Origin of the sequence: Rhodococcus sp. IEGM 1372 (genome assembly GCF_030056835.1) — a bacterium.
In the GTDB taxonomy this organism is placed as follows: domain Bacteria; phylum Actinomycetota; class Actinomycetes; order Mycobacteriales; family Mycobacteriaceae; genus Rhodococcoides.
On record NZ_JASHKS010000002.1, the window covers coordinates 388042 to 410812 of the forward strand.

A 22771-nucleotide genomic window follows, 5' to 3' on the forward strand; every position below is an offset into this window, starting at 1 on the left:
CCGCCCGCCCTCAGTCCTCGCCGAGGTCCTCACGCAGCTGAGCGAGCGTGCGAGCCAGGATTCGCGAGACGTGCATCTGCGAAATCCCCACCTTCTCCGCGATCTGAGTCTGGGTCATCGACCCGAAGAATCGGAGCACGACGATTCGACGCTCACGCTCGGGCAACTTCTCGAGTGCAGGCCGCACCGCGAGGTAGCTCTCCATCTTCTCGAGTTCGGGATCATCGGCACCGAGGGTGTCCATCAGCGGCAACCGATCCTCGCTGACCACCGAGTCGACCGAAACGGTCTGATACGCGCTGCGCGCAAGCAATGCCTGCGAGGCTTCCTTGACGTCGATCCCCAGTTCGGCCGCGATCTCGCTGGCGGTCGGAGCTCGGCCGAGCTTCTGCGACAGCGATCCAACCGCCTGGGAGATCATCGAGTTCAGTTCCTTCATGCGCCGCGGCACTCGAACTGACCATCCGGCGTCGCGGAAGTAGCGGCGAGCTTCGCCCATGATCGTGGGCACCGCGAACGACACGAAGTCCGAACCGCGTTCGATGTCGAATCGGTCGACCGCGTTCACCAGACCGAGACGTGAGACCTGCAGCAGGTCCTCGTGTGCTTCGCCGCGGCCGCCGAAGCGGCGTGCGATGTGTTCTGCGAGAGGCAGGCAGCGGGTGATGATGCGATCGCGCAGCACTCGGCGCTGCGGTGAATTCTCGTCGAGCGCCTGCATCTGCTGGATCAGTGCGACAACGTCGCTGTAATCGTCGGACTCTCGCCGTGTGCTTCGTTCGTGCGGCACAGGCACTAGACCTTGCTCCTCCGCTTGACCACGTCGATCGCGACCGTGTGACCGGCCTCGCCCTCGACGGCGTCGTCGGCGCGCAACTCGATGGCGTCGGTCAGCGTCTGCAACACGTGCCAGCCGAAACTGTCCTTCTTCGGCACGGACGTGGAGGTCAACGTGGAGGTGACGACGATCCGGATTCCGGAGTCGCTCACCGCGAACGTGCACGAGAGCTCTGCATCGGTGACCGAGCCCTTGATCAACTGCGAACACACCTCGTCCACGACCAACTTGACGTCGGCGATGTCGTCGAGCGTGAAGTCGCTGAGCACTGCGAGTGTTTCGGCGACTGCACGGACCACCGGAAGCTGGTCGGCCTCGGCGCGCACCCTCAGCTCGACCGGTGCACCGGAACCTCGCTCCAGTTCTTCGATCTTGCTGACCCCAGCCATCCGCACTTCCTATCGTCGCCGAGCAGTCGTTTTACCGTTCGCCGACCCAGACTACCCAGCGCGGCGTGTTTCAATCCTGGCAGTCGAGCAACCGGACCCGCCCGTCGTTCGGATCGGAGCGGTGGCCGGTGAACGAAGGCCCGGCCGGCATGACGCGGGCGCGGCGAACTGGCACGATCATCGGTGTGGACTACTCGCAGGCACTTCGCTCTCTCGCCCGACGCCTCGGCACATCGACCTCGTACCGAGGCTGGGACGACACCGAACACGAAGTGAGTGACGACACCCTGCGTCAGGTCCTCGCCGCGCGCGGCTACGCGACCGAATCGACCGAGGACGTCGACCGAGCTCTGGCCGACATCGAGAACGCACCGTGGCGGCGCCTGCTTCCGCCGGTGGTGGTGGCCACGCAGGGCACCGATGCCGTGGTGTGGGTCCATGTGCCACACGGCAATCCGGTCGAGGTCTCGATGGTCTCCGAGGACGGCGAGACCATCGAGGTGACCCAGGCCGAGGTCTGGGTCGATCCCCGTGAGGTCGACGGCCGCCTCATCGGTCGTGCCACGTTCGTCGTTCCGAGCAGTGCACCGCTCGGTTGGCACAGCCTGACCGCGACGACGATCAGCGAGGACAACACGGTCCGGACATCGGACACGGTTGTGGTCGTCACTCCGAAGTCGTTGTCACCCAATGCAGAACTGGCAGATCGGCAGCGGACGGGTTTGCTCACCCAGCTGTATTCGGTGCGATCGAGACGGTCATGGGGAATCGGTGATCTCGGTGATCTCGAGGACATGGCCGACATCGTCGGCCGCGAGCACGGCTTCGACTATCTCCTCGTCAATCCGCTGCACGCCGACCGACCCACCACACCGGTCGAGGCGTCGCCCTATCTGCCGACCACCCGCCGGTTCTTCAACTCGCTCTACATCCGAGTGGAGAACATTCGTGAAACCGCGCTGCTGTCACCGGAACAGTTCGGCAAGGTCCGGAAGGCGGCAAAGCGGTTCGACAAGGCCAACAAGCGAACCGGAAAGCTGAACAGAGACTCGACCTTCACGGCGAAACTGCGTGCCCTGGAACGTGTTCACAAGGTGGAACGGAGCCCGGCGCGCGAATCCGCATTCCGCGCGTTCGTCGAACGCGAGGGTTCCGGACTGCGCGATTTCGCGGTGTGGAGCGCCCTGGCGGAGAAGTTCGGACCCGAGAATTCGGCCTGGACCGACAAGGCAGCACACCCGCGGACCGACTTCGTGCTCGAACAGCGCACCAAGCTCGCCGAGCGCATCGACTTCCACATGTGGCTGCAGTGGATCTGCGACGAGCAGTTGGCCGCCGCGCAACGCTCGGCACTCGATGCTGGGATGGACATCGGCATCATGCACGACCTCGCCGTGGGCGTGGCGCGCGGCGGAGCCGATGCCTGGGCGCTCGGTGACGTGTTGGCGTCGGGAGTCACGGTGGGCGCGCCGCCGGACAACTTCAACCAGCAGGGCCAGAACTGGAACCAACCCCCGTGGGATCCGGACCGACTACGCGAACTGGCGTACGTCCCCTACCGCGACATGCTGCGCACGATCCTTCGTCATGCCGGCGGTATCCGCGTCGACCACATCCTGGGCCTGTTCCGCCTGTGGTGGATTCCGCAGGAGGCCGAGAATGCCGGCGGCGGAACGTATGTCGAGTACGACCACGAGGCGCTGATCGGCATCCTGGCCCTCGAGGCCGAGCGGGCAGGCGCGGTGGTGGTCGGTGAGGATCTCGGTGTCTTCGAGCCGATGGTGCAGGAGTACCTCACCGAGCGCGGCATCTTCGGCACCTCGATCCTGTGGTTCGAAGCGGACGAGTCCGGGCCCATTGCACCCGAGGACTACCGCACCCTGTGCCTGACGTCGGTGACCACACACGATCTGCCCCCGACGGCCGGATACCTCGAGGGTGAACACATCGACCTGCGGTCCCGTCTCGGCCTGCTCGAACGAGACATCGAGGCCGAGAAGGACATCGACGCAGCCAAGCGCGAGGCAGTTCTCGACCTGGCGCGCGAGCGCGGATTGCTCGGTGCCGACGCCGACAACCACGAGACGGTGGAAGCTCTGCATCGCCTCGTCCAGCGCAGCCCGTCCCTGCTGATCGGTGTCGCTCTCGTCGACGCCGTCGGCGAACACCGAATTCAGAACCAGCCCGGTACCGACGAAACCCAGTACGAGAACTGGAAGATCCCGTTGGCCGACGCGAAAGGCAAGCGTGTGCTCGTCGACGACCTCGTCGATCACCCGCGCCTGGTCTCGTTGGTGAGCGCAATGGCCGACCGAGTCGACGGCCGAACAACACCGGGGTCCACAATCGAAGAATGAGTCACCCACGTCACCGCGAATCCGGCCGATACTGATGGGCCGCATCACCACCCGCAGGCCCGTTGTCCGACTCCGAGGTGAGCACCGCGTCGAACGTCCGGACACTCTCGTGGTGGAGGAGCCGCTCGAGTTGCGGGTGAACGGCGCAGCGCTGGCCGTCACCATGCGCACTCCCGGCCACGACGTCGAGCTCGTTCACGGCTTCCTGCTGACCGAGGGTGTGATCGCCTCGGGAGCCGATATCGCAGCGGCTCGCTACTGCGACGGTGTCGACGACGAGGGCGCGAACACCTACAACGTCCTCGATGTCACCCTGGCCGCGGGAGTCGCTCCGCCCGAGACCGGCGTCGAACGCAACTTCTACACGACGTCCTCGTGTGGGGTGTGCGGCAAGGGATCGTTGGACGCGATTCGCTTGCGCACCAAGCATTCCCCCGTGGCCGATTCCGTCGTCGTGACCTCGGACACTCTCACCGGGTTACCCGACACGTTGCGGGCTGCGCAGAAGGTCTTCGATGCGACCGGCGGCCTGCACGCCGCCGCCCTGTTCACTGCGGACGGCGAGATGCTCGTCCTGCGTGAGGATGTCGGACGCCACAATGCCGTCGACAAGGTCGTCGGCTGGGCGGTGACCAACGATCGAATTCCCCTGCAGGGCACGGTGCTGATGGTCAGCGGCCGCGCCTCGTTCGAGTTGGCCCAGAAGGCGGTGATGTCCGGAATACCGATTCTCGCGGCGGTCTCGGCCCCGTCCTCGCTGGCGGTCGACCTCGCGACCGAATCCGGTCTGACGGTCATCGGCTTCCTCCGCGGCCGGTCGATGAACATCTACTCCCACGCCGACCGCGTCCTCGTCTCAGACGGCGACGTCGACCAGTAGTTCGGCCGCGGTCGCGTTTCTGACCTCGTCCACGGACACACCCGGTGCGGTCTCGACGAGACGGAGACCGTTCTCGGTGACGTCGAGAACGGCCATGTCCGAGATGATCCTGTGTACGCAGCCCTTACCGGTCAGCGGCAGGGTGCACTGCTCCAGAATCTTCGGCTCGCCCTTGCGGGAGACGTGCTCCATCATCACGATGACGCGTCGCGCTCCGTGCACCAGATCCATCGCGCCACCCATGCCCTTGACCATGTGCCCGGGAATCATCCAGTTCGCCAGATCACCGGTGGCGCTGACCTGCATCGCCCCCAGTACGGCGACGTCGACCTGGCCGCCGCGGATCATTCCGAACGACTGCGCGGAATCGAAGTAGGACGCACCGGGAAGAACCGTGATGGTCTCCTTGCCCGCGTTGATGATCTCGGCGTCGAGTTCGTCCTCGGTGGGATACGGTCCGACGCCGAGCACGCCGTTCTCCGAATGCAGGATCACCGAGACGTCGTTGGGGATGTAGTTGGGCACGAGGGTCGGCATACCGATGCCGAGATTGACGTACTGACCGTCGCCGAGTTCCTGTGCCACCCGTGCCGCCATCTGTTCGCGGGTCATCTTCTCGCTCATGCTCGTACCGTCCTCTGCTCGATGCCGACCTCGACCGGTCCGACGTGGACCACCCGCTGTACGTGGATACCCGAGGTGTGCACCTCGTCGGGTCCGATCTCACCCGGCTCGACGAGATGCTCGACCTGCGCGATGGTGATGCGCCCCGACTCCGCCGCGGGCGGATTGAAGTTTCGCGCACTGGCGTGGAACACCAGGTTCCCGTGACGGTCTCCCTTCCACGCGTGCACGAGCGCGTAATCTGCGACGATCCCGCGCTCCATCACGTAGGTGACGCCGTCGAACTCGCGTGTCTCCTTCGGTGGACTGGCCAGTGCGATTCCGCCGCTACCGTCGTAGCGCAGCGGCAATCCCCCGTCGGCGACCTGGGTGCCGACGCCTGCGGGGGTGAAGAACGCGGGGATCCCGGCACCGCCTGCGCGCAGCCGCTCGGCGAGCGTGCCCTGCGGAGTGAGCTCGACTTCGAGTTCTCCGGACAGGTACTGCCGTGCGAATTCCTTGTTCGAGCCCACGTAGGAGCTGATGGTTCTCCGAATGCGGTGCTGCATCAACAGAACGCCGAGACCGAAGCCATCGGTTCCGCAGTTGTTGCTGATGGTCTCCAGATCTGTCGCACCCTGCGCGAGCACGGCGTCGATCAGTATTTCCGGCACTCCGACCAATCCGAATCCCCCGACGGCGATCGAGGACCCATCAGGGATGTCCGCTACGGCTTCGGTGGCGCTGGCCACGACTTTGTCCAACATGAGATGCACGCTACAGCATTTCGTGCGGAATATGAACAGTTTGCCACAATGCGAACACTTCGCTATTCTGGCTGTTGCGTAGATCACCCACAATCGTGAGGAACCGTCGATGCTTCATCTCCCGCCCGAGTACCGGGACCAATCGGGTGTCCATGCCCCACGCGACTTCGCCGAGTACCGGACCACCGCCCTTCGGCATCCGGCACAGCCATTGACCCTGCTCCCCCAGCGACTGACCGAGATCACCGGACCGGTACTGGGCGAGGGACGAGTCACCGCCGCCGACGCAGACCTCACCCTGGCGAACGACGGTGAGGCACAGGGGCAGCGGATCATCGTGCACGGCCGGGTACTCGACAGCGACGGCAAGGCGATTCCGAACACCCTCGTCGAGGTATGGCAGGCCAATGCAGGCGGTCGGTACCGGCACACCGGTGACCGGTGGCCCGCACCACTGGATCCACACTTCGACGGCACCGGTCGCGTTCTCACCGATGCCCAGGGCAGGTATCGCTTCACCACGATCAAGCCGGGCGCGTATCCGTGGGGCAATCACCACAACGCATGGCGGCCCGCTCACATTCACTTCTCCCTGTTCGGCCAGGCGTTCACCCAGCGCCTCGTGACACAGATGTACTTCCCGGACGACCCCATGTTCTTCCAGGATCCGATCTTCAACGCCGCCCCCGAGGACTCGCAGGCCCGAATGATCGGCGCATTCGATTACGAGGCGACACAGGACAACTGGGCCCTCGGATTTCGATTCGACATCGTGCTCCGCGGCCGAAACGCCACCCCCTTCGAGGAAGACGACCACGATGACTGATCCCGAGTTCGCCCCGCGCTACCCCGTGGTCGCCGGAGCCGATTTCACCACCGCCTCCTTCGGGCAGACCCCCTCGCAGACCGTGGGCCCGTACGTGCACATCGGATTGTTGTGGCCCGACGGCGAAAACGTGGTGCCGCCGGGCACCGAAGGCGAGATCACCGTGTCGTTCACACTGATCGACGGAGCCCGAAACCCCATGTCCGACGCCATGATCGAGACCTGGCAGGCCGATGGCGACGGCCGGTTCGATCACCCCGACGATCCGCGTGGCGCGGTGCCGTCTCGCATCGCAGGCTTTCGTGGCTTCGGGCGAGCGTTCGCCGACGAGACCGGAACGATGACGATCACGACGATCAAGCCGGGACCGCTTCCCGCCGAGAACGGTGCCGTGGAGGCACCGCACATCGACGTCGGGATCTTCGCCCGCGGGATGCTCGAGCGGGTCGTGACGCGGGTGTACTTTCCCGACGAGGCCGAGGCCAACGAGCTCGATCCGGTGTTGTCCGCCGTGCCGGAGCACAAGCGTGCCAGACTCGTCGCAGCACCGGTGCACGGTGGGTACCACCTCGACATCGTGCTGCAGAACACCGATCCGGACGGCGACGAGACTCCGTTCTTCGCGCTGTGACACACCGATGGCGAGAGGGGACGATGGAATCCGAGCGAGGGGCACTGTTCGATCCGACGTTCGGTAGCGACGCGCTCGCACCGCTCGTGGGCGACCGGGCTTGGGTGACAGCGATGTTCGCCGTCGAGGCGGCGCTCTCGAGGGCCGCAGCAACGGTCGGTCTCGTGGAGGCCGGTCACGCCGAGATCGTCACCACCACTGCGACCGAACTCGGGGCGAACCTGGACATCGCGCGGCTCGGAGCAGATGCCGCGGCCGGGGGTAATCCGGTGATCCCGCTGGTGAAGATTCTTCGGAACGAGGTGGCCGAGGCCGAGGTTCCTGCCACGGCAGTGCATCCCGGTGCCACCAGCCAGGACATCATGGACACCGCGCTGATGCTCCTCTCCCGCGACGCGCTCGGTGTGATCGAGGCCTCGCTCGACGCTGCAAGTGCGGCCGCGAGAAGTCTCGCCCTGACCCATCGCACCACCCCGATGGCGGCCCGCACTCTCGGCCAGCAGGCCTTGCCCACCACCTTCGGCCTGGTGGCTGCGAACTGGTTCTCGGGGCTGCACCGCGCGCGGACAGGAGTCGCAGCCGTTCGACGCGCATGCACCGTCCAGTACGGCGGCGCTGCAGGCACTCTCGCCGCCGTGCATCCACACGGACCGGCCATCGCCGCCGCGCTCGCCGTCGAACTGGGGTTGGCTCGACAGACCGCGCCCTGGCACACCGACCGCACCGCGATTGCCGATATTGCGTGCTCGTTGGGTGTCGCAGCAGGAACGATCGGCAAGATCGCCGGGGACATCGTGTCGATGTCCGCCACCGAGCTGGGCGAGGTCTCGGAGGACGCGCCGGGCGGATCGTCTGCGATGCCGCACAAGCGCAATCCCGTTGCCGCCGTCACGGCTCGCGCTGCGGCCCGGCGGGTCCCGGGTGCAGTGGCCACCGTGCTCTCCAACATGGACCACGAACACCAGCGCGCCGCTGGAGCGTGGCATGCCGAGTGGGAGACGATCACCGATCTGCTCCGCCTCACCGGTGGTGCCGCCCACCGAATCACGCAGAGCCTGAGCGGGTTGCACGTTCATCCCGAGGAAATGGCCCGCAATCTCGACGCGACGGGCGGAGCGCTGCTCGCCGAACGTGTCACCGCGGCATTGGCAGCGCACACCGAGCAGGCCCGCGAAATCGTCACTGCGCGATGCGCGACGGGAGCGCCGCTGGACGGCGACCCTGCCATCACAGCATTCCTTCCACCGTCGACGGTGCGCGAACTACTCGACCCGGCCGCGTATCTCGGCCACGCACCCGAGCTGGTCGACGCGATCCTCGCCGAGCACGACCTCGACACCGAACACACCACAGATTCGAAGGATTCACGATGACTGTCGCACTTGCTCACGAACGCATCGAAGGACCGAGCGCCGACGCGGAGACCGTCGTGCTGATCGGTTCGCTCGGCTCCGACCGATCGATGTGGAACCCCCAGATCGGAACTCTGTCCGCCGCCGTTCACGTTCTCGCCGTCGACCTTCGCGGGCACGGACGATCACCGGTGCCACCCGGTCCCTACTCGGTGGCCGAACTCGCCGAGGACGTGGTGGCGCTGCTGGATTCACTCGAGGTGGAGCGTGTGCACCTCGTCGGTCTGTCCCTCGGCGGTGCGGTCTCGCAGTGGCTCGCCATCCATCGCCCGGAGCGAGTACGGACTCTGACGCTGCTGTGCACCTCGGCGAAGTTCGGTGAGCCGGCGCAATGGCTCGACCGTGCCGCGGCGGTCCGGGCTGCGGGTACCGCGTCGCTGGCGGATGCCGTACTCGAGCGTTGGTTCACCCCCGAACTGGCCGCGCGCGACGCCGATCTCGTCGAGCGGCATCGCCGCATGATCGCCGACACGTCCGACGAGGGCTACGCAGCATGCTGTGAGGCGTTGTCCGAGTGGGATTCTCGATCGGATCTGAACCGGATCACCGCTCCGACCCTGGTGATCGCGGGCCGGCAGGATCCCTCGACCACCCCCGAGGACCTGAAGATCATCGCCGACGGCGTCGCCGGATCGACGTTCCGGGTTCTCGACCCGGCCGCTCATCTGGCCAATGTGGAGCAAGCCGGGCCCGTCACCGCGGCCGTTGCCGCACACATCGGGTCGGATGCGTATGCCGTCGGACGCGCAGCGGCCCACGATGCCGGTATGACGGTGCGGCGCAGCGTCCTCGGCGATGCGCATGTCGACCGCAGCATCGCCGGCCGCACCGAGTTCACCGCACCGTTCCAGGATTTCATCACCCGTACCGCATGGGGTGACATCTGGAACCGACCGGGACTCGATCACCACACCCGCAGACTGCTGACCCTGGCGATCCTGACGGCGGTGGGCAATCAGCACGAACTCGACATGCACATCCGCGCAGCGCTGCGCGCCGGACTGGAACCGGACGAACTGGCCGAAGTCTTCTTGCACACCGCGGTGTACGCGGGTGTTCCGAACAGCAACAGCGCATTCGCTCTGGCGAACGCGGCCATCGCCGAGTCCTCCGCCGAGACCGAATCGGGTACCTCGTGAACCCCGCGGAATCACCGCCGCCGTCCTCGGACTACGTCCAGTCGCTCGGCCGGGGCCTCGCGGTGATCCGAGCCTTCGACGCCGAGCATCCGCGTCGAACACTCTCCGATGTCGCCCGAGCAACCGACCTCACCCGCGCCACTGCCCGACGGTTCCTGCTAACACTCGTCGAACTCGGCTACGTCCGTACCGACGGCTCCATGTTCTGGCTCACCCCGCGGGTGCTCGAACTGGGCTACAGCTACCTGTCGAGCCTGTCCCTCCCGGAAGTGTCGGGGCCGCATCTGGAAGCTCTCGCCGAACGGGTCCGAGAATCGTCCTCGGTCTCGATTCTCGACGGCGACGACGTCGTGTACGTCGCCCGAGTTCCGGTCAGCCGCATCATGACCGTCGGCATCAACATCGGCACCCGATTCCCTGCATTCGCCACATCGATGGGACGAGTGCTGCTCGCCGGCCTACCGGCCGACGAACTCGCTGCCTACCTCGATCGAGTCCGGCTGACTCCGCTCACCGGGAAGACGATCACCACTGCCGACGCACTCGGACGCGAACTCGAACGCGTGCGGACCGACGGTTTCTGTCTGGTGGATCAGGAACTCGAAGAGGGCCTGCGATCGATCGCAGCTCCCATCCACGACAGCAACGGGACGGTCGTCGCTGCGGCGAACGTCTCCACCCAGGCTGCGCGTCATACCGCCGACGCCGTCCGCACCGAACTACTCCCGGCCTTGCTCGACGCCACCCGCGCCATCGAGACCGACCTGCTCCGGGTGAGTACCGGACCCAACGACAAACGAGGAACCACCCATGCCTGACGCCGTCATCTGCGAACCCCTTCGGACCCCGGTCGGCCGCTTCGGCGGTCAGTTCCGCGATATCTCCGCCCAGGCCCTGGCCGCCACCGTCATCGCCGAACTCGTTGCCCGAACCGGCATCTCCGGTGCCGACATCGACGACGTCATCCTGGGTCAGGCATCCCCCAACGGCGACGCACCCGCGATCGGACGCATCGCCGCGCTCGATGCAGATCTGGGTATCGACGTCCCCGGAATGCAGGTCGACCGACGCTGCGGCTCCGGTCTGCAAGCAGTACTGCAGGCGTGCATGCAGGTCCAGTCCGGCGGTAACGATCTGGTTCTGGCGGGCGGCGTCGAGAGCATGAGTCAGACGGAGTTCTACGCCACCGGCATGCGCTGGGGCGTCAAGGCCGAGGCCGTGGCCCTGTCCGATCGACTCGCCCGAGCGCGAGTGACCGCGGGCGGCAAGAACTTTCCGGTTCCCGGCGGCATGATCGAAACCGCGGAGAATCTGCGCGCGGAATTCTCGATCGCCCGCGCCGATCAGGACGCACTCGCAGTGCAGTCTCACCAGCGCGCAGTCGCTGCGCAGAACAGCGGCGTGTTCGCCGAGGAGATCGTGGGAGTGTCGGTCCCCCAACGCAAATCGGATCCGACACTCGTCACCACCGACGAGCATCCCCGTGCCGACACCACCGTCGAGTCGTTGGCGAAGTTGAAGGCGATTCGTGCGTCGATCGACCCCGAGTCGACGGTCACGGCCGGAAATGCCAGCGGACAGAACGACGGTGCCGCCATCGCGATCGTCACCACCTCGGAAAAGGCTGCAGCACTGGGTCTTCGGCCGCTGGCCAGACTGGCCGGCTGGGGAGTCGCCGGAGTCGCTCCGCGCACCATGGGTATCGGACCGGTACCGGCCAGCGAGAAGGCGCTCGGACGCCTCGGATTGAGCCTGGACGACATGGGCATCATCGAACTCAACGAAGCGTTCGCCGCTCAGGCTCTCGCCGTCACTCGGTCGTGGGGCATCGAGTCCGACGATCCGCGGCTGAACCCACACGGTTCCGGCATCTCGCTCGGCCATCCCGTCGGTGCCACCGGAGCCCGCATCCTGGCGACGCTGTTGCGCGAGATGGACCGACGCGAAGTTCGCTACGGACTCGAGACCATGTGCATCGGCGGCGGACAGGGACTTGCGGCGGTGTTCGAGCGAATCGGCTGATCACCGAGATCAGTACTGCAGTTGCGCCGCCAGTCGCACAGCCGAATTGGTCTCCCCGTAGCCCTCGTAGCCACCCACTCGCTGGACCACCTCGAAGAACAGGTCGTCACCCACGGTTTCGGTGAAGAAGTGGAAGAACTCACCGCCGGTCCCGTCCGCGTCGTACAGGATCCCGAGGCGCTGCATCGCGTCCAACGTCTCGGAGCCGAGTCCGAATCGCGCGTCGAGATCGCGATAGTAGTTGGGCGAGATCCGCAGCGGGGTGAGGCCGCGTTCGGTCATTGCACTCGCAGCGGCGTAGATGTCCTCGCACCCGAACGCCACATGTCCGACGCCTCCGCGCCGGGCCGCGGGCAGAGGGTCCGAGTCCGACGGGCGGCCGGGAACCATGTTGAGCGAGAGTCGAATCGTGCCGTTGGCCGTGGCGAGGGTGAGTGCTCGGCTACGAACCAGGCCGATCGCGTCGACGACGTCCTGGCCCTCGTGCGGCACCATGCCGAACACCGAGCGCAGCAGCAGCATCACGCCGTCCCAGCTCTCGGCAGGCACGGCGAGTGCGATGTGATCCACGTGCGAGACGCACGCCCGGTTCTCCTGCACCACCTTGGGTGCCAGGTCGAATGCCGATTGCCAGGCACCCGCGCTGTGGCGGGTACGGAGGTCCAGCGACGTCGCGCCGGTCACGGCCAGACGTACCACTGCGTCGGTGGCGTCGGCCACGCCGGGCATGGAGACGGTGGACGCGGTGACTCCCAGCGCACGCGCTCGGGTCAGCCACAGATCCGGCCGCTCGCTGCGAATCCCGATCTGGGCCAACGCCGGTAGGTGAGCCGGGACGCCGGGCGCGGTCCACAGCGTGTCTACGGTGGTGTCGACGGCGACCGCCAGCGGCCCCTGGGTGAACAGGCTGAGTCCGTGTTCGCTGTGTGCTGCGGTCAGATCGAAGCCCAGGTGTCGCAGTGTCGTACCCAGTTGCGCTGCCTTCGCAGGCCCTGCCGCGATTCGCAGGGAGACGACGTTCTCGATCGGACCGGGCGGTGGCGGCGCGAAGAGTTCGTTACCGGCAGAGGGTGTTTCGACGTCGCGCACCTGCTCCTGGAGGTACAGCAGCGATCGATGCGCGTCGGATGCCGTGCGGCCGGTGTCGGAGTGACGGAAGACGTCGTTGAAGATTTCGAGCGACCACGGGCCGGAGTACCCGGAGGCAGCGACATCGGCACCGAACCGCGCCAGATCGAAGCTGCCCTGCCCGGGAAAGCACCGGTGGTGCCTGCTCCACTGCAGTACGTCCATCACCAGGTGCGGCGCGTCGGCCAACTGGAGGAAGAAGATCTTCTCGCCGGGGATCTCGCGGATGCCTGCGGAATCGTCTCCGCGGGACAGGATGTGGAAGCTGTCGAGGCACGTTCCCAGTGCAGGATGATCGACCTGCCGGACGATGTCCCAGGCATGGCGGTAGGTGTTCACGTGGGCACCCCACGCCAACGCCTCGTACGCCAGTCGCATTCCGCGCCGATGCGCACGCTCGGCGAGGGTTGCCATCTGTTCGACCAGCAGGGCGTCGTCGCGGACGGCACCGGCCAGCGGCGAGGAGCAGACCAAAAGCAGATCGCACCCCAACTGTTCCATGACGTCGAATTTGTGCTCGGCGCGAACGAGATTGCGGGCGAACTGTTCGGGATCGGCCGAGTCGGCGTCGCGAAAGGGCTGATACAGATCGAGGGTCAGACCGAGGTCGGCTGCCTTCTTCGCAATGTCCGCGGGAAGATCCGGAGAGCTGATCAAGTCCGGCTCGAACACCTCGAAGCCGTCGAATCCTGCATCGGCGATGGCACGCATCTTCTCGTCCAGCGAACCACTGAGCGATACCGTTGCCACCGATGTGGCGATGCGCGTCATGCGAGAACACCTGCGGCGGCGCGATCCTCCAGCGCGATCAACGCGCCCATGTGGGCGATCATTCGATCGGCGTCGGCGATGCGTCCGGTGAATATCTCGAATGCGTCGGCGGCCTGAAACACTGCCATTCCGGTTCCGCTGAGCGTTCGGCACCCGACTCGGGATGCGGCAGCGAGCAACTCGGTCTCGGCCGGTCGATACACGACCTCGGCAACCCACATCCGCGGATGCAGGAGTGCCTCGGGCACAGCAGATCCGGGGTGTTCGACCATTCCGATCGGGGTGGCGTGCACCAGGCCGGTTGCGGTGTCGAGGACGGCGGCGAGCCGGTCGAGTCCTGCCGAGACAATGTCGACGTCCGGGAACATCACCGACAGGGAATCTCGGAGTTGTCGAGCCCGAAGCGGATCGGCATCGACGAGAGTGAGCCTGCCTGCGCCGCGTCGGGCCATCGCGTAGGCAACGGCCGCCCCTGCTCCCCCGGCACCGAGTTGCACCACGTCACCGATGTCGGCACCGGGTAATCCGCGACCGAAGTTGCGGTCGAATCCGGACCAGTCGGTGTTGTGGCCGACGGCACGGCCGTCGGCGAACAAGACGGTATTGACGGCTCCGAGTCGGGCGGCGTCCTCGGAGAGCCCGTCGAGAGTGGAGATGACGCGCTGCTTGCACGGGTGCGTGATGTTGAGTCCTCGAAATCCGAGGTCCGCGGCGGTCGAGACGAGACGGGGCAGATCTTCGACGGTCAGTCCACGGCTGTCCAGATCGATGATCCGGTACTGGTAGGTCAGCCCGTGCTCGGCACCCTCCCGTTCGTGCATCGCGGGAGTGAGCGACTTGCCGATGCCCGTCCCGATCAGTCCGCAGAGCAGGGATTCCGGCATGTCGATCTCCTCGGGCCTAATGTACGAATTGGTGAATTAGCTCGACGGTACTACGCCTCCGCCTCGCGCCCAACCCTTTTGCCGCAATCGGTGCCGATAGAGTTGATCCATGGCTCCGCGCGCAACCGACACGTCCGACGACAGCAGTGGACCCACCGTCAAGCGTCGACGCAACAGCGACCTGACCCGGCACAACATCCTCGAGGTGGCCACCGAGGAGTTCGCGGACAAGGGCTTCGCCGGGGCGCGCATCGACGAGATCGCCGAGCGTACGCATACGACGAAGCGGATGCTGTACTACTACTTCACCGACAAGGAAGGCCTGTACAAGGCCGTGCTCGAACGGTCGTACCTGCGCATTCGCGAGCGTGAACGAGACGTCGACGTCGAGGGCCTGGGACCGGTCGAAGCCATTCGGGCCATCGCCTCTCTGACGTTCGACCATCACGAGGAGAATCCCGACTTCATCCGTCTGGTCTCCACCGAGAACATCCTCCGCGGCGAACACATCTCCAGATCCGAGGCATTGAGCAACCTCGGCAATCCCGCTGCAGAACTGCTGTCGAGCATCCTCGAGCGTGGACAGGCCGACGGGGTCTTCCGCACGGACGTCGATGCCCTCGACGTGCACATGACGATCAGCAGCTTCTGTGTGTTCCGTCTGTCGAACCGGTACACCTTCGAAGCCCTCTTCGGTCGCGACCTCACCGATCCCCGGCATCGAGAGCGCCTGCGCGCAATGCTCGGCGACATGATCATCGCGTTCCTGACCTCGCCTTCTCGCTGATTTTCGCGTTTGCGCGGTAGGTCTCGTCACTTCAGGGGTTGACACGTGGCATGGATCACGTTCAGTATTCAGGGGCACCCGGTGTTAACCATTTAGTACATTAGCGGTCCGATCGCCGAGAAAGCGTCGTCGACCAGCGCCCGAGCTCCCCCGCCTCACGAAGAGAGACACGAGAACGATGGATTCGCACACCCCTGGCTCCCACCCGACGCCGCTTCGCCCCGGGGCGAACCCGCGCAAAGCGGCGACCGCCGCATGGGTCGGCAGCGCCCTCGAGTACTACGACTTCTTCATCTACGGCACCGCAGCCGCACTCGTCTTCGGCCGCGTGTTCTTCCCGGGCTCCAACCCGGCGACCGGAACCCTGCTGGCCCTGGCCACCTTCGGCGTCGGATACCTCGCACGGCCGCTCGGCGCACTGGTCCTCGGCCACATCGGTGATCGCTACGGACGCAAGAAGGTCATGGTCGCCACCGTCCTGCTGATGGGTATCGCCACCCTCGGCGTCGGTGTCCTGCCCTCGTACGAATCCATCGGCATCGCCGCGCCCATCATCCTGGTGCTGCTTCGCTTGTGCCAGGGATTCTCGGCCGGCGGTGAGCAAGCCGGGGCCAACTCGATGACGCTCGAACACGCCCCTGACGACAGGCGCGCGTTCTTCACCAGCTTCACCCTCAGCGGCACCCAGGGCGGGCAGATTCTCGCCACCGCAGTGTTCCTGCCCGTCGCCATGCTCCCCGAGGAAGCACTGCTCAGCTGGGGTTGGCGAATCCCGTTCTTCCTCAGCGCTTTCGTCGTCGTCGCCGCCTTCGTCATCCGCCGCTCGCTCGACGAGACCCCGGTCTTCGAGGAAGAAGTGGCGTCTACCGAACCGCAGCGCCTGCCCGTGACCGAACTGCTCAGCGAGCATCGACCGGCCGTGGTTCGCGTCATGCTGGCCGCCATGATCGCCTCGGTCAGCACCATCTTCACCGTCTACGCGCTGTCCTACGCCGTCAACACCGTCGGCCTCGAGCGCACCCCGATGCTGTGGGTGGGCGTTCTCGCCAACGTCGTCGCCCTCTTCGCATTGCCCTTCTTCGGTGCCCTGTCGGATCGCATCGGCCGCAAGCCGGTGTTCTTGTTCGGCTCCATCGGTTGCGCGATCCTGATGTTCGGCTACCTGTGGTCGATCTCGAGCGGCAACTACGTCCTGATCTTCGTCTTCGGCATCGTGATGTTCGGCTTCGTGCACAGCGCCACCGGCGGCGTCTGGCCCTCGTTCTACGGTGAGATGTTCCCGGCCCGGGTTCGCCTGACCGGAACCGCACTGGGAACCCAGATCGGCTTCGCCATCGCAGGATTCGCGCCGACCATCGCAGGAGCGATCGCCGGAGCCGAGGTCGGGGCCTGGCTGCCCGTCGCGATCGTCACCGCGGTCTTCTGCACCATCAACGTCGTCATCGTCGCCACGTCGAAGGAGACGTTCCGTACCCCCACCGACGAGCTCGGTCTTCGGACTCGCACCACCGACAGCGCACGCGCCGCGTCGGTCTGACCGAGATCGTGATCGACGCACTTCGACCTGCAGCGGCGGGCACCTGGACGGTGCTCGCCCTGCAGTATGCCAGTCGAACGGCATTGCGCAGCAATCTCTTTCACCAACGCGACGAGCGCAGCACCGAAAGCCAGACGGTCGCCTACTACGTGTGGCTCGCTGTCTCGAAGACCCGCACGGTGCTGATCGACGCCGGAATGTCCCGGTCCACAGCCGAATCGATGGACGGGCTCGACTATCACGGGTCACCCATCGATCTGCTCGGCGAACTGGGGCTTACACCGGATCACATCGACACGTGCATCCTGACCCACCTGCACTACGACCACACCGGGGTCGTCGCGGATCTCCCGTCTGCGCGATACGTGGTGCAGCGCCGAGAACTCGAATACTGGACCGGGCCGTGGGCCGCCCGCATCACCCGAGAACAGTGGTTGCACTCGCAGGCCGACACCGAGCACATCCGAACCGCCGATCGCGGCACTCGGCTCGACCTCGTCGACGGCGATCTCGACCTGTTCCCAGGGCTGTCGGTACACGCCGTCGGCGGACACACCGCAGGCATGCAAGTGGTCAGAGTGCACACCGACCGCGGCCCGGTGGTGTTGGCCTCGGACGCCAGTCATTTCTACGAGAACATCGAGGACGACAGCCCGTTCGCGATCCTGCACGCGCTGCCGGACATGTACGGAGCCTTCGATCGAATCCGTGAGCTCGCCGCCGACCCCGGCATTTTCGTACCCGGCCACGACCCGCTGGTATCGAGCCGATTTCCCGCAGTGACCGCCGCCCCCGGTGCGCACGCCGTGATCATCGGCTGACTACGACGAGAACGAAAAATCCCCGACCTCGCGGATGAGGTCGGGGATTCGTCGTTGTCCAGCAGGTCGATCGGCCGTATCAGGCGGACTTGTCGCGGCGCTCCGGACGCTCGGGCTTGCGCGGCACGATGGTCGGCAGCACGTTGTCGTTCACCGTCTCGGCAGTCACGACGACCTTCTCGACGTCGTCGCGGCTCGGGATGTCGTACATCACCGGCAGCAGAACTTCCTCCATGATGGCGCGCAGTCCACGGGCACCGGTTCCGCGGAGAATCGCCTGGTCGGCAATTGCTTCGAGGGCCTCGGTGGTGAACTCGAGCTCGACGCCATCCATGTCGAACAGGCGTCGGTACTGCTTGACCAGCGCGTTCTTCGGCTCCGACAGAATCGTCACGAGCGATTCCTTGTCGAGATTCGTCACCGACGCGATCATCGGCAGTCGACCGATGAACTCCGGGATCAGACCGAACTTGATCAGATCCTCGGGCATGACCTCGGCGAAGTGATCCTGGGTGTCGATCTCGGCCTTGGAGCGAACCTCGGCTCCGAATCCGAGCCCGCGCTTGCCGACCCGATCGGACACGATCTTCTCCAGTCCGGCGAACGCACCGGCCACGATGAAGAGCACGTTGGTGGTGTCGATCTGGATGAACTCCTGGTGCGGATGCTTACGACCGCCCTGCGGCGGCACGCTGGCCTGCGTTCCTTCCAGGATCTTGAGCAGCGCCTGCTGCACGCCTTCGCCGGACACGTCGCGCGTGATCGACGGGTTCTCGCTCTTGCGAGCGATCTTGTCGACCTCGTCGATGTAGATGATGCCGGTCTCGGCGCGCTTGACGTCGTAGTCCGCGGCCTGGATCAGTTTCAGCAGGATGTTCTCGACATCCTCGCCCACGTATCCGGCCTCGGTGAGGGCGGTGGCGTCGGCAATGGCGAACGGCACGTTGAGCATCTTCGCCAGGGTCTGCGCGAGGTACGTCTTTCCGCACCCCGTCGGTCCGAGCATCAAGATGTTCGACTTCGCCAGTTCGACGGATTCGCCGCGCACGTCGCGCGCCTTGTCACCGGCCTGGATGCGCTTGTAGTGGTTGTAGACCGCAACGGCCAATGTGCGCTTGGCAGCGTCCTGACCGATCACGTAGTTCTCGAGAAAATCCTTGATCTCGGAGGGCTTGGGGAGGTCGTCGAGCTTGACTTCGCTCGATTCGGCCAATTCCTCTTCGATGATCTCGTTGCACAGGTCGATGCACTCGTCGCAGATGTACACCCCTGGTCCAGCGATGAGCTTCTTGACCTGCTTCTGGCTCTTACCGCAGAAGGAGCACTTCAGCAGATCGCCACCGTCACCGATGCGTGCCATTCGGAGGTTCCTACTTCCTTGTCCGCGTACGACCCACGCCGACCGGGTGTGGCCGAAACCTTCGTGGGCTACTTCTCGGTCTGTCGTCATGCCGACTTCGGTCGACCGAGTTCTTGGATGCGACGGTACCCGTGTTCGCCGAACATGGGCGGGTTGTTTCCGGTGATTCGCCACCCGATTTCACCGATTGCGCCATTCGGGTCGCCGATCGCGACCGCCGGGTGGAGTTCTGCACTCACACCCGGCGTCGGATAGTTCTGCCGGACCTACACGGTCCGACCGGTGGTAGTCGCTCTGCTACTTCTGGGCAGAGAGCTTGCGGTACTCGAACACGGTGTCGATGACCCCGTAGTCCTTGGCCTGTTCCGCGGTGAGGATCTTGTCGCGATCGGTGTCCTTGCGGATGACGTCGGGATCCTTGCCGGTGTGGCGGCCGAGGGTGGTCTCCATGAGTCGACGCATGCGCTCGATCTCGGCGGCCTGGATCTCCAGGTCGGACACCTGGCCCTGAATTCCACCGCTCGACGGCTGATGAATCAGCACGCGTGCGTTGGGCAGTGCTGCACGCTTACCGGGAGTGCCGGCGGCGAGCAGGACGGCCGCGGCAGACGCAGCCTGGCCGAGGCAGACGGTCGCGACATCGGCACGGACGTACTGCATCGTGTCGTAGATCGCCATCAGCGAGGTGAACGATCCACCGGGCGAGTTGATGTACATCGTGATGTCTCGATCGGGATCGAGGCCCTCGAGCACCAGCAGCTGCGCCATGACGTCGTTGGCGGACGCGTCGTCGACCTGGACGCCGAGGAAGATGATGCGCTCCTCGAACAGCTTGTTGTACGGGTTCGATTCCTTCACGCCGTAGCTGGAGTGCTCGACGAAGGAGGGCAGGATGTATCGGGAGGACGGCAGCTGATTGGGGTCGAACAGGTTTGTCATCGTTTCTCCAAGATGTAAGTGATCGAGGGTCGCCGGGAGCGGCCGAATTACTCGCCGATTCCGCCGGCCTGCCGCGCACGGCTGACGACGTGATCCACGAACCCGTATTCCTTGGCGGCCTGCGCCGTGAACCAGCGGTCACGATCGGAGTCTTCGGTGATCTGCTCGACGGTCTGACCCGTGTGCAGGGCGATCAGCTCTGCCATCTCGCGCTTGGTGTGCGCGAACTGCTCGGCCATGATGGCGATGTCGGAGGCGCTGCCGCCGATACCGGCCGAGGGCTGGTGCATCATGATGCGCGCGTGAGGCAGGGCGTAACGCTTGCCCTTGGCACCGGCCGAGAGCAGGAACTGACCCATCGAGGCCGCCAGACCCATTCCGTAGGTCGCGATGTCGCACTCGGCGAATTCCATCGTGTCGAAAATGGCCATACCCGCGGTGACCGAGCCACCGGGCGAGTTGATGTACAGCGCGATGTCGCGAGTGGGGTCCTCGGCCGAAAGCAGCAGGATCTGAGCGCACAACTTGTTGGCGATGTCGTCGTCGACCTGGGTACCGAGGAAAATGATGCGGTTTTGAAGCAGACGCTCGTACACGGAGTCGCTGAGATTCAGCCCTGCTGCAGCCGAAGTCATGACGGGACTCTGCTGGTGCGAAGCCGCCGGATTCTGAACAGTCACGGTACCTGCCTTTTCCATAACAAATCGTTGGTTCCTGACACAGACACTAACGAAAGACGGCGGCTCCGGAGTCCCGGAACCGCCGTCGTTCGCTGTGAGCGTTACTTCTCTTGTTCGCCCTCGGAAGAATCTGCTGCTTCGACCTCGTCGGGAGCGTCGGCGGGGCTGCCGAACAGCTCTGCGGTGTCGACGGTCGCGCCGGTGGTGTCGGTCACGTTGACACGCTCGACGACCGAAGCCAGCGCCTTACCGCGCTTGACATCGGCGAACACGGCACCGAGCTGGTTGGCCTGCTGCACCTGCTGAATGAACTGCTCGGGCGGCATGCCGTAGCGCTGCGCCTGGAAGATGATCCGCTCGGTGAGCTCTTCCTGCCCGACCTGCGTGTTCTCGGCCTCGGCGATCGCATCGAGAAGGAGCTGGGTACGTACCGACTTCTCGGCACCTTCCTTGACGTCCTTGTCGAATTCCTCGCGGCTCGAACCCTGCGACTCGAGCAGCTCGGCCAGTGCTTCCTCGTTGTGGTCGAGACCGTGGATGGCCTCGTGCACCTGGGAATCGACCTCGGCCTTGACGACGGCCTCGGGAGCCGGAATCTCGAGCGTGTCGAGCAGGGTCTCGAGCACCTTGTCGCGGATCTGACCGGCCTGCTCGACCTTCGCGACTCGCTCGACGCGCGTCTTCAGATCGGCGAGCAGTTCGTCGAACGTGTCGAACTCGCTGGCCAGCTGGGCGAACTCGTCGTCGGCCTCGGGCAGCTCGCGCTCCTTGACGGACACGACCTTGACCGTGACGACGGCTTCCTTGCCTGCGTACTCACCGGCGACCAGGGTCGAGGTGAACTCCTTCGACTCGTCTGCCGAGACGCCGATGATCGCGTCGTCGAGTCCGTCGATGAGCTGGCCGGAGCCGACCTCGTGGGACAGTCCGCTCGCGGTTGCCTCTTCGACGTTCTCGCCGTCGACGGTGGCCGAGAGATCGATCGAGACGAAGTCGCCCGACTGGACGGGACGATCGACACCGGTCAGGGTGCCGAAACGCTGGCGCAGCGACTGCAGCTGCTCGTCGACGGCCTCGTCCTTGATCTCGAGCGGATCGACGACGACGCTGATGGTCGAGTAGTCGGGCAGATCGATCTCGGGACGAACGTCGACCTCGGCGGTGAACGTGAGCTCGGTGCCGTCCTCGATCTTGGTGATCTCGATCTCGGGCTGGCCGATGACCTTGACCTTCTCGTTGGTCACGGCCTCGGAGTAGCGGGCGGGAAGAGCGTCGTTGACGACCTGCTCGAGAACTGCCCCGCGGCCGACGCGCGCTTCGAGCAACTTGGCCGGAGCCTTGCCGGGACGGAAGCCGGGGAGGCGGATCTGCTGAGCCAAAGCCTTGTACGCGCGGTCGAAATCAGGCTTGAGCTCCTCGAAGGGCACCTCAACGTTGATACGGACTCGCGTCGGGCTCAGCTGCTCGACGGTGCTCTTCACGGAACATGCTCCTTTGGGTAATTCTTGCTTGCTGGTGGTGCTTACGGTGCTGGCTTGCGGTCTTACCTCGCTCGCCGCGAACACGGCGAACCGTGCCTGCGGCCCTCATTTGTCGGGGTGACAGGAATTGAACCTGCGACCCTCCGCTCCCAAAGCGGATGCGCTACCAAGCTGCGCCACACCCCGTCGTACCCACACCATTGAACAGCAACCGATAGTAGCCCCCCATGGGCGCCCCACCGATGACGTTCGGCGCAACCGGTCGCGGCAGGCCGGTTTGGAATCCTGCGTCGGCGTTGGGTACAGTCTTGAAACGCAGGCGACGGAACTGGCGATCCCACGACTGTTGTTTGCACGCCGATGTAGCTCAATGGTAGAGCCCCTGTCTTCCAAACAGGCTACGCGAGTTCGATTCTCGTCATCGGCTCCATCGAGAAGCCCCGCACTGTCAGTGCGGGGCTTTTTCGTGTCCGCGTACTCTGGACGGTGTCCGAATTGTCCGTAGAACCGGGCATGCAC

The 22771-nt window shown here is 65.2% G+C and carries 21 protein-coding genes and 2 tRNA genes; 12 read left to right on the forward strand and 11 right to left on the reverse strand.

All coding sequences use genetic code 11. From position 1 onward, the window contains the following. Positions 1 to 10: 10 nt before the first annotated feature. Together QM590_RS04335 and QM590_RS04340 are read right to left on the reverse strand one after the other, a co-directional pair. The gene (locus QM590_RS04335; RefSeq protein ID WP_037193137.1) at positions 11 to 796 is read right to left on the reverse strand and encodes a SigB/SigF/SigG family RNA polymerase sigma factor; all 786 of its coding nucleotides are present in this window, start codon (positions 794 to 796) and stop codon (positions 11 to 13) included. Further along, a complete protein-coding gene (locus QM590_RS04340) occupies positions 796 to 1227 on the reverse strand; it encodes an ATP-binding protein (RefSeq protein ID WP_149406237.1) in 432 nt (143 codons plus the stop codon). The genes QM590_RS04335 and QM590_RS04340 overlap by 1 nt, the downstream gene beginning before the upstream one ends. Positions 1228 to 1376: 149 nt before the next feature. Here QM590_RS04340 and malQ point away from each other — a divergent pair, with 149 nt between their 5' ends. Continuing rightward, the gene (malQ, locus tag QM590_RS04345; protein WP_269593982.1) at positions 1377 to 3584 is read left to right on the forward strand and encodes a 4-alpha-glucanotransferase; all 2208 of its coding nucleotides are present in this window, start codon (positions 1377 to 1379) and stop codon (positions 3582 to 3584) included. A gap of 34 nt (positions 3585 to 3618) precedes the next feature. Beyond that, positions 3619 to 4464, forward strand: a complete 846-nt coding sequence (gene fdhD, locus QM590_RS04350) for a formate dehydrogenase accessory sulfurtransferase FdhD (protein ID WP_269593773.1) — start codon at positions 3619 to 3621, stop codon at positions 4462 to 4464. Here fdhD and QM590_RS04355 read toward each other — a convergent pair. Further along, positions 4441 to 5088 (reverse strand): CoA transferase subunit B, encoded by a 648-nt coding sequence (locus QM590_RS04355; protein WP_269593772.1) that lies wholly within the window; start codon positions 5086 to 5088, stop codon positions 4441 to 4443. The two genes, fdhD and QM590_RS04355, sit on opposite strands and share 24 nt — an antisense overlap. Further along, positions 5085 to 5834, reverse strand: a complete 750-nt coding sequence (locus QM590_RS04360) for a CoA transferase subunit A (RefSeq protein ID WP_179272194.1) — start codon at positions 5832 to 5834, stop codon at positions 5085 to 5087. The genes QM590_RS04355 and QM590_RS04360 overlap by 4 nt, the downstream gene beginning before the upstream one ends. A gap of 109 nt (positions 5835 to 5943) precedes the next feature. Here QM590_RS04360 and pcaH point away from each other — a divergent pair, with 109 nt between their 5' ends. Genes pcaH through QM590_RS04390 form a run of 6 tightly spaced genes read left to right on the forward strand, consistent with a single transcriptional unit; the run spans position 5944 to position 11864 of the window. Then, positions 5944 to 6660, forward strand: coding sequence for a protocatechuate 3,4-dioxygenase subunit beta (pcaH, locus tag QM590_RS04365; protein WP_269593771.1), 717 nt, complete (start codon positions 5944 to 5946; stop codon positions 6658 to 6660). Next, entirely contained in the window at positions 6653 to 7291 is a 639-nt protein-coding gene (pcaG, locus tag QM590_RS04370; RefSeq protein ID WP_094640223.1) for a protocatechuate 3,4-dioxygenase subunit alpha, read from the forward strand. Before pcaH ends, pcaG begins: the two co-directional genes overlap by 8 nt. Before the next feature lie 23 nt (positions 7292 to 7314). Then, entirely contained in the window at positions 7315 to 8664 is a 1350-nt protein-coding gene (pcaB, locus tag QM590_RS04375; protein ID WP_269593770.1) for a 3-carboxy-cis,cis-muconate cycloisomerase, read from the forward strand. Beyond that, entirely contained in the window at positions 8661 to 9842 is a 1182-nt protein-coding gene (pcaDC, locus tag QM590_RS04380; protein ID WP_269593769.1) for a bifunctional 3-oxoadipate enol-lactonase/4-carboxymuconolactone decarboxylase PcaDC, read from the forward strand. The genes pcaB and pcaDC overlap by 4 nt, the downstream gene beginning before the upstream one ends. Continuing rightward, a complete protein-coding gene (locus QM590_RS04385; RefSeq protein WP_269593768.1) occupies positions 9839 to 10660 on the forward strand; it encodes an IclR family transcriptional regulator in 822 nt (273 codons plus the stop codon). Before pcaDC ends, QM590_RS04385 begins: the two co-directional genes overlap by 4 nt. Next, on the forward strand, positions 10653 to 11864 hold the full coding sequence (locus tag QM590_RS04390; protein ID WP_269593767.1) for an acetyl-CoA C-acetyltransferase: 1212 nt from the start codon (positions 10653 to 10655) through the stop codon (positions 11862 to 11864). Before QM590_RS04385 ends, QM590_RS04390 begins: the two co-directional genes overlap by 8 nt. A gap of 9 nt (positions 11865 to 11873) precedes the next feature. On the opposite strand, the gene QM590_RS04395 is transcribed toward QM590_RS04390, so the two are convergent. Further along, positions 11874 to 13763: a sugar phosphate isomerase/epimerase and 4-hydroxyphenylpyruvate domain-containing protein gene (locus tag QM590_RS04395; RefSeq protein WP_269593766.1), complete on the reverse strand. Its 1890-nt coding sequence runs from the start codon at positions 13761 to 13763 to the stop codon at positions 11874 to 11876. Next, positions 13760 to 14647, reverse strand: a complete 888-nt coding sequence (locus tag QM590_RS04400; RefSeq protein ID WP_269593765.1) for a shikimate dehydrogenase — start codon at positions 14645 to 14647, stop codon at positions 13760 to 13762. Before QM590_RS04400 ends, QM590_RS04395 begins: the two co-directional genes overlap by 4 nt. 109 nt (positions 14648 to 14756) lie before the next feature. Here QM590_RS04400 and QM590_RS04405 point away from each other — a divergent pair, with 109 nt between their 5' ends. The 3 genes from QM590_RS04405 (at position 14757) to QM590_RS04415 (ending at position 17792) form a co-directional block, all read left to right on the forward strand. Beyond that, positions 14757 to 15434, forward strand: a complete 678-nt coding sequence (locus tag QM590_RS04405; protein WP_068052526.1) for a TetR/AcrR family transcriptional regulator — start codon at positions 14757 to 14759, stop codon at positions 15432 to 15434. Positions 15435 to 15612: 178 nt separating this feature from the next. Beyond that, positions 15613 to 16971, forward strand: coding sequence for an MFS transporter (locus tag QM590_RS04410; protein WP_149406248.1), 1359 nt, complete (start codon positions 15613 to 15615; stop codon positions 16969 to 16971). An 8-nt stretch (positions 16972 to 16979) separates the two neighbouring features. Continuing rightward, complete coding sequence (locus QM590_RS04415) at positions 16980 to 17792, forward strand: N-acyl homoserine lactonase family protein (protein ID WP_269593764.1); 813 nt, start codon at positions 16980 to 16982, stop codon at positions 17790 to 17792. A gap of 79 nt (positions 17793 to 17871) precedes the next feature. Here the strand turns inward: QM590_RS04415 and clpX are convergent, their stop codons facing one another. The 5 genes from clpX to QM590_RS04440 form a co-directional block, all read right to left on the reverse strand. Continuing rightward, positions 17872 to 19152 carry an ATP-dependent Clp protease ATP-binding subunit ClpX gene (clpX, locus tag QM590_RS04420; RefSeq protein ID WP_032394600.1) on the reverse strand — a complete coding sequence of 427 codons (1281 nt, stop codon included), beginning with the start codon at positions 19150 to 19152 and terminating at the stop codon, positions 17872 to 17874. Positions 19153 to 19449: 297 nt separating this feature from the next. Continuing rightward, on the reverse strand, positions 19450 to 20091 hold the full coding sequence (locus QM590_RS04425; RefSeq protein ID WP_269593763.1) for an ATP-dependent Clp protease proteolytic subunit: 642 nt from the start codon (positions 20089 to 20091) through the stop codon (positions 19450 to 19452). Between the two features lie 47 nt (positions 20092 to 20138). Then, a complete protein-coding gene (locus tag QM590_RS04430) occupies positions 20139 to 20789 on the reverse strand; it encodes an ATP-dependent Clp protease proteolytic subunit (RefSeq protein WP_082898933.1) in 651 nt (216 codons plus the stop codon). A gap of 83 nt (positions 20790 to 20872) precedes the next feature. After that, positions 20873 to 22252 carry a trigger factor gene (tig, locus tag QM590_RS04435; RefSeq protein WP_094640229.1) on the reverse strand — a complete coding sequence of 460 codons (1380 nt, stop codon included), beginning with the start codon at positions 22250 to 22252 and terminating at the stop codon, positions 20873 to 20875. 112 nt (positions 22253 to 22364) lie between these two features. Beyond that, positions 22365 to 22438: transfer RNA gene (locus tag QM590_RS04440), tRNA-Pro, on the reverse strand. A gap of 170 nt (positions 22439 to 22608) precedes the next feature. Here QM590_RS04440 and QM590_RS04445 point away from each other — a divergent pair. Further along, a tRNA-Gly gene (locus QM590_RS04445) sits at positions 22609 to 22682 on the forward strand. Positions 22683 to 22771 lie beyond the last annotated feature (89 nt).

Excerpts from the sequence above, each read along its gene's own strand:
- pcaB (WP_269593770.1), top strand. The coding sequence starts at position 7,315 with ATGGAATCCGAGCGAGGGGCACTGTTCGATCCGACGTTCGGTAGCGAC.
- QM590_RS04405 (WP_068052526.1), top strand. The coding sequence starts at position 14,757 with ATGGCTCCGCGCGCAACCGACACGTCCGACGACAGCAGTGGACCCACC.
- pcaG (WP_094640223.1), top strand. The coding sequence starts at position 6,653 with ATGACTGATCCCGAGTTCGCCCCGCGCTACCCCGTGGTCGCCGGAGCC.
- malQ (WP_269593982.1), top strand. The coding sequence starts at position 1,377 with ATGACGCGGGCGCGGCGAACTGGCACGATCATCGGTGTGGACTACTCG.
- fdhD (WP_269593773.1), top strand. The coding sequence starts at position 3,619 with ATGGGCCGCATCACCACCCGCAGGCCCGTTGTCCGACTCCGAGGTGAG.
- QM590_RS04390 (WP_269593767.1), top strand. The coding sequence starts at position 10,653 with ATGCCTGACGCCGTCATCTGCGAACCCCTTCGGACCCCGGTCGGCCGC.
- clpX (WP_032394600.1), bottom strand. The coding sequence starts at position 19,152 with ATGGCACGCATCGGTGACGGTGGCGATCTGCTGAAGTGCTCCTTCTGC.
- QM590_RS04355 (WP_269593772.1), bottom strand. The coding sequence starts at position 5,088 with ATGAGCGAGAAGATGACCCGCGAACAGATGGCGGCACGGGTGGCACAG.
- QM590_RS04340 (WP_149406237.1), bottom strand. The coding sequence starts at position 1,227 with ATGGCTGGGGTCAGCAAGATCGAAGAACTGGAGCGAGGTTCCGGTGCA.
- QM590_RS04395 (WP_269593766.1), bottom strand. The coding sequence starts at position 13,763 with ATGACGCGCATCGCCACATCGGTGGCAACGGTATCGCTCAGTGGTTCG.
- QM590_RS04400 (WP_269593765.1), bottom strand. The coding sequence starts at position 14,647 with ATGCCGGAATCCCTGCTCTGCGGACTGATCGGGACGGGCATCGGCAAG.
- QM590_RS04430 (WP_082898933.1), bottom strand. The coding sequence starts at position 20,789 with ATGGAAAAGGCAGGTACCGTGACTGTTCAGAATCCGGCGGCTTCGCAC.
- QM590_RS04360 (WP_179272194.1), bottom strand. The coding sequence starts at position 5,834 with ATGTTGGACAAAGTCGTGGCCAGCGCCACCGAAGCCGTAGCGGACATC.
- pcaDC (WP_269593769.1), top strand. The coding sequence starts at position 8,661 with ATGACTGTCGCACTTGCTCACGAACGCATCGAAGGACCGAGCGCCGAC.
- QM590_RS04425 (WP_269593763.1), bottom strand. The coding sequence starts at position 20,091 with ATGACAAACCTGTTCGACCCCAATCAGCTGCCGTCCTCCCGATACATC.
- QM590_RS04410 (WP_149406248.1), top strand. The coding sequence starts at position 15,613 with ATGGATTCGCACACCCCTGGCTCCCACCCGACGCCGCTTCGCCCCGGG.
- pcaH (WP_269593771.1), top strand. The coding sequence starts at position 5,944 with ATGCTTCATCTCCCGCCCGAGTACCGGGACCAATCGGGTGTCCATGCC.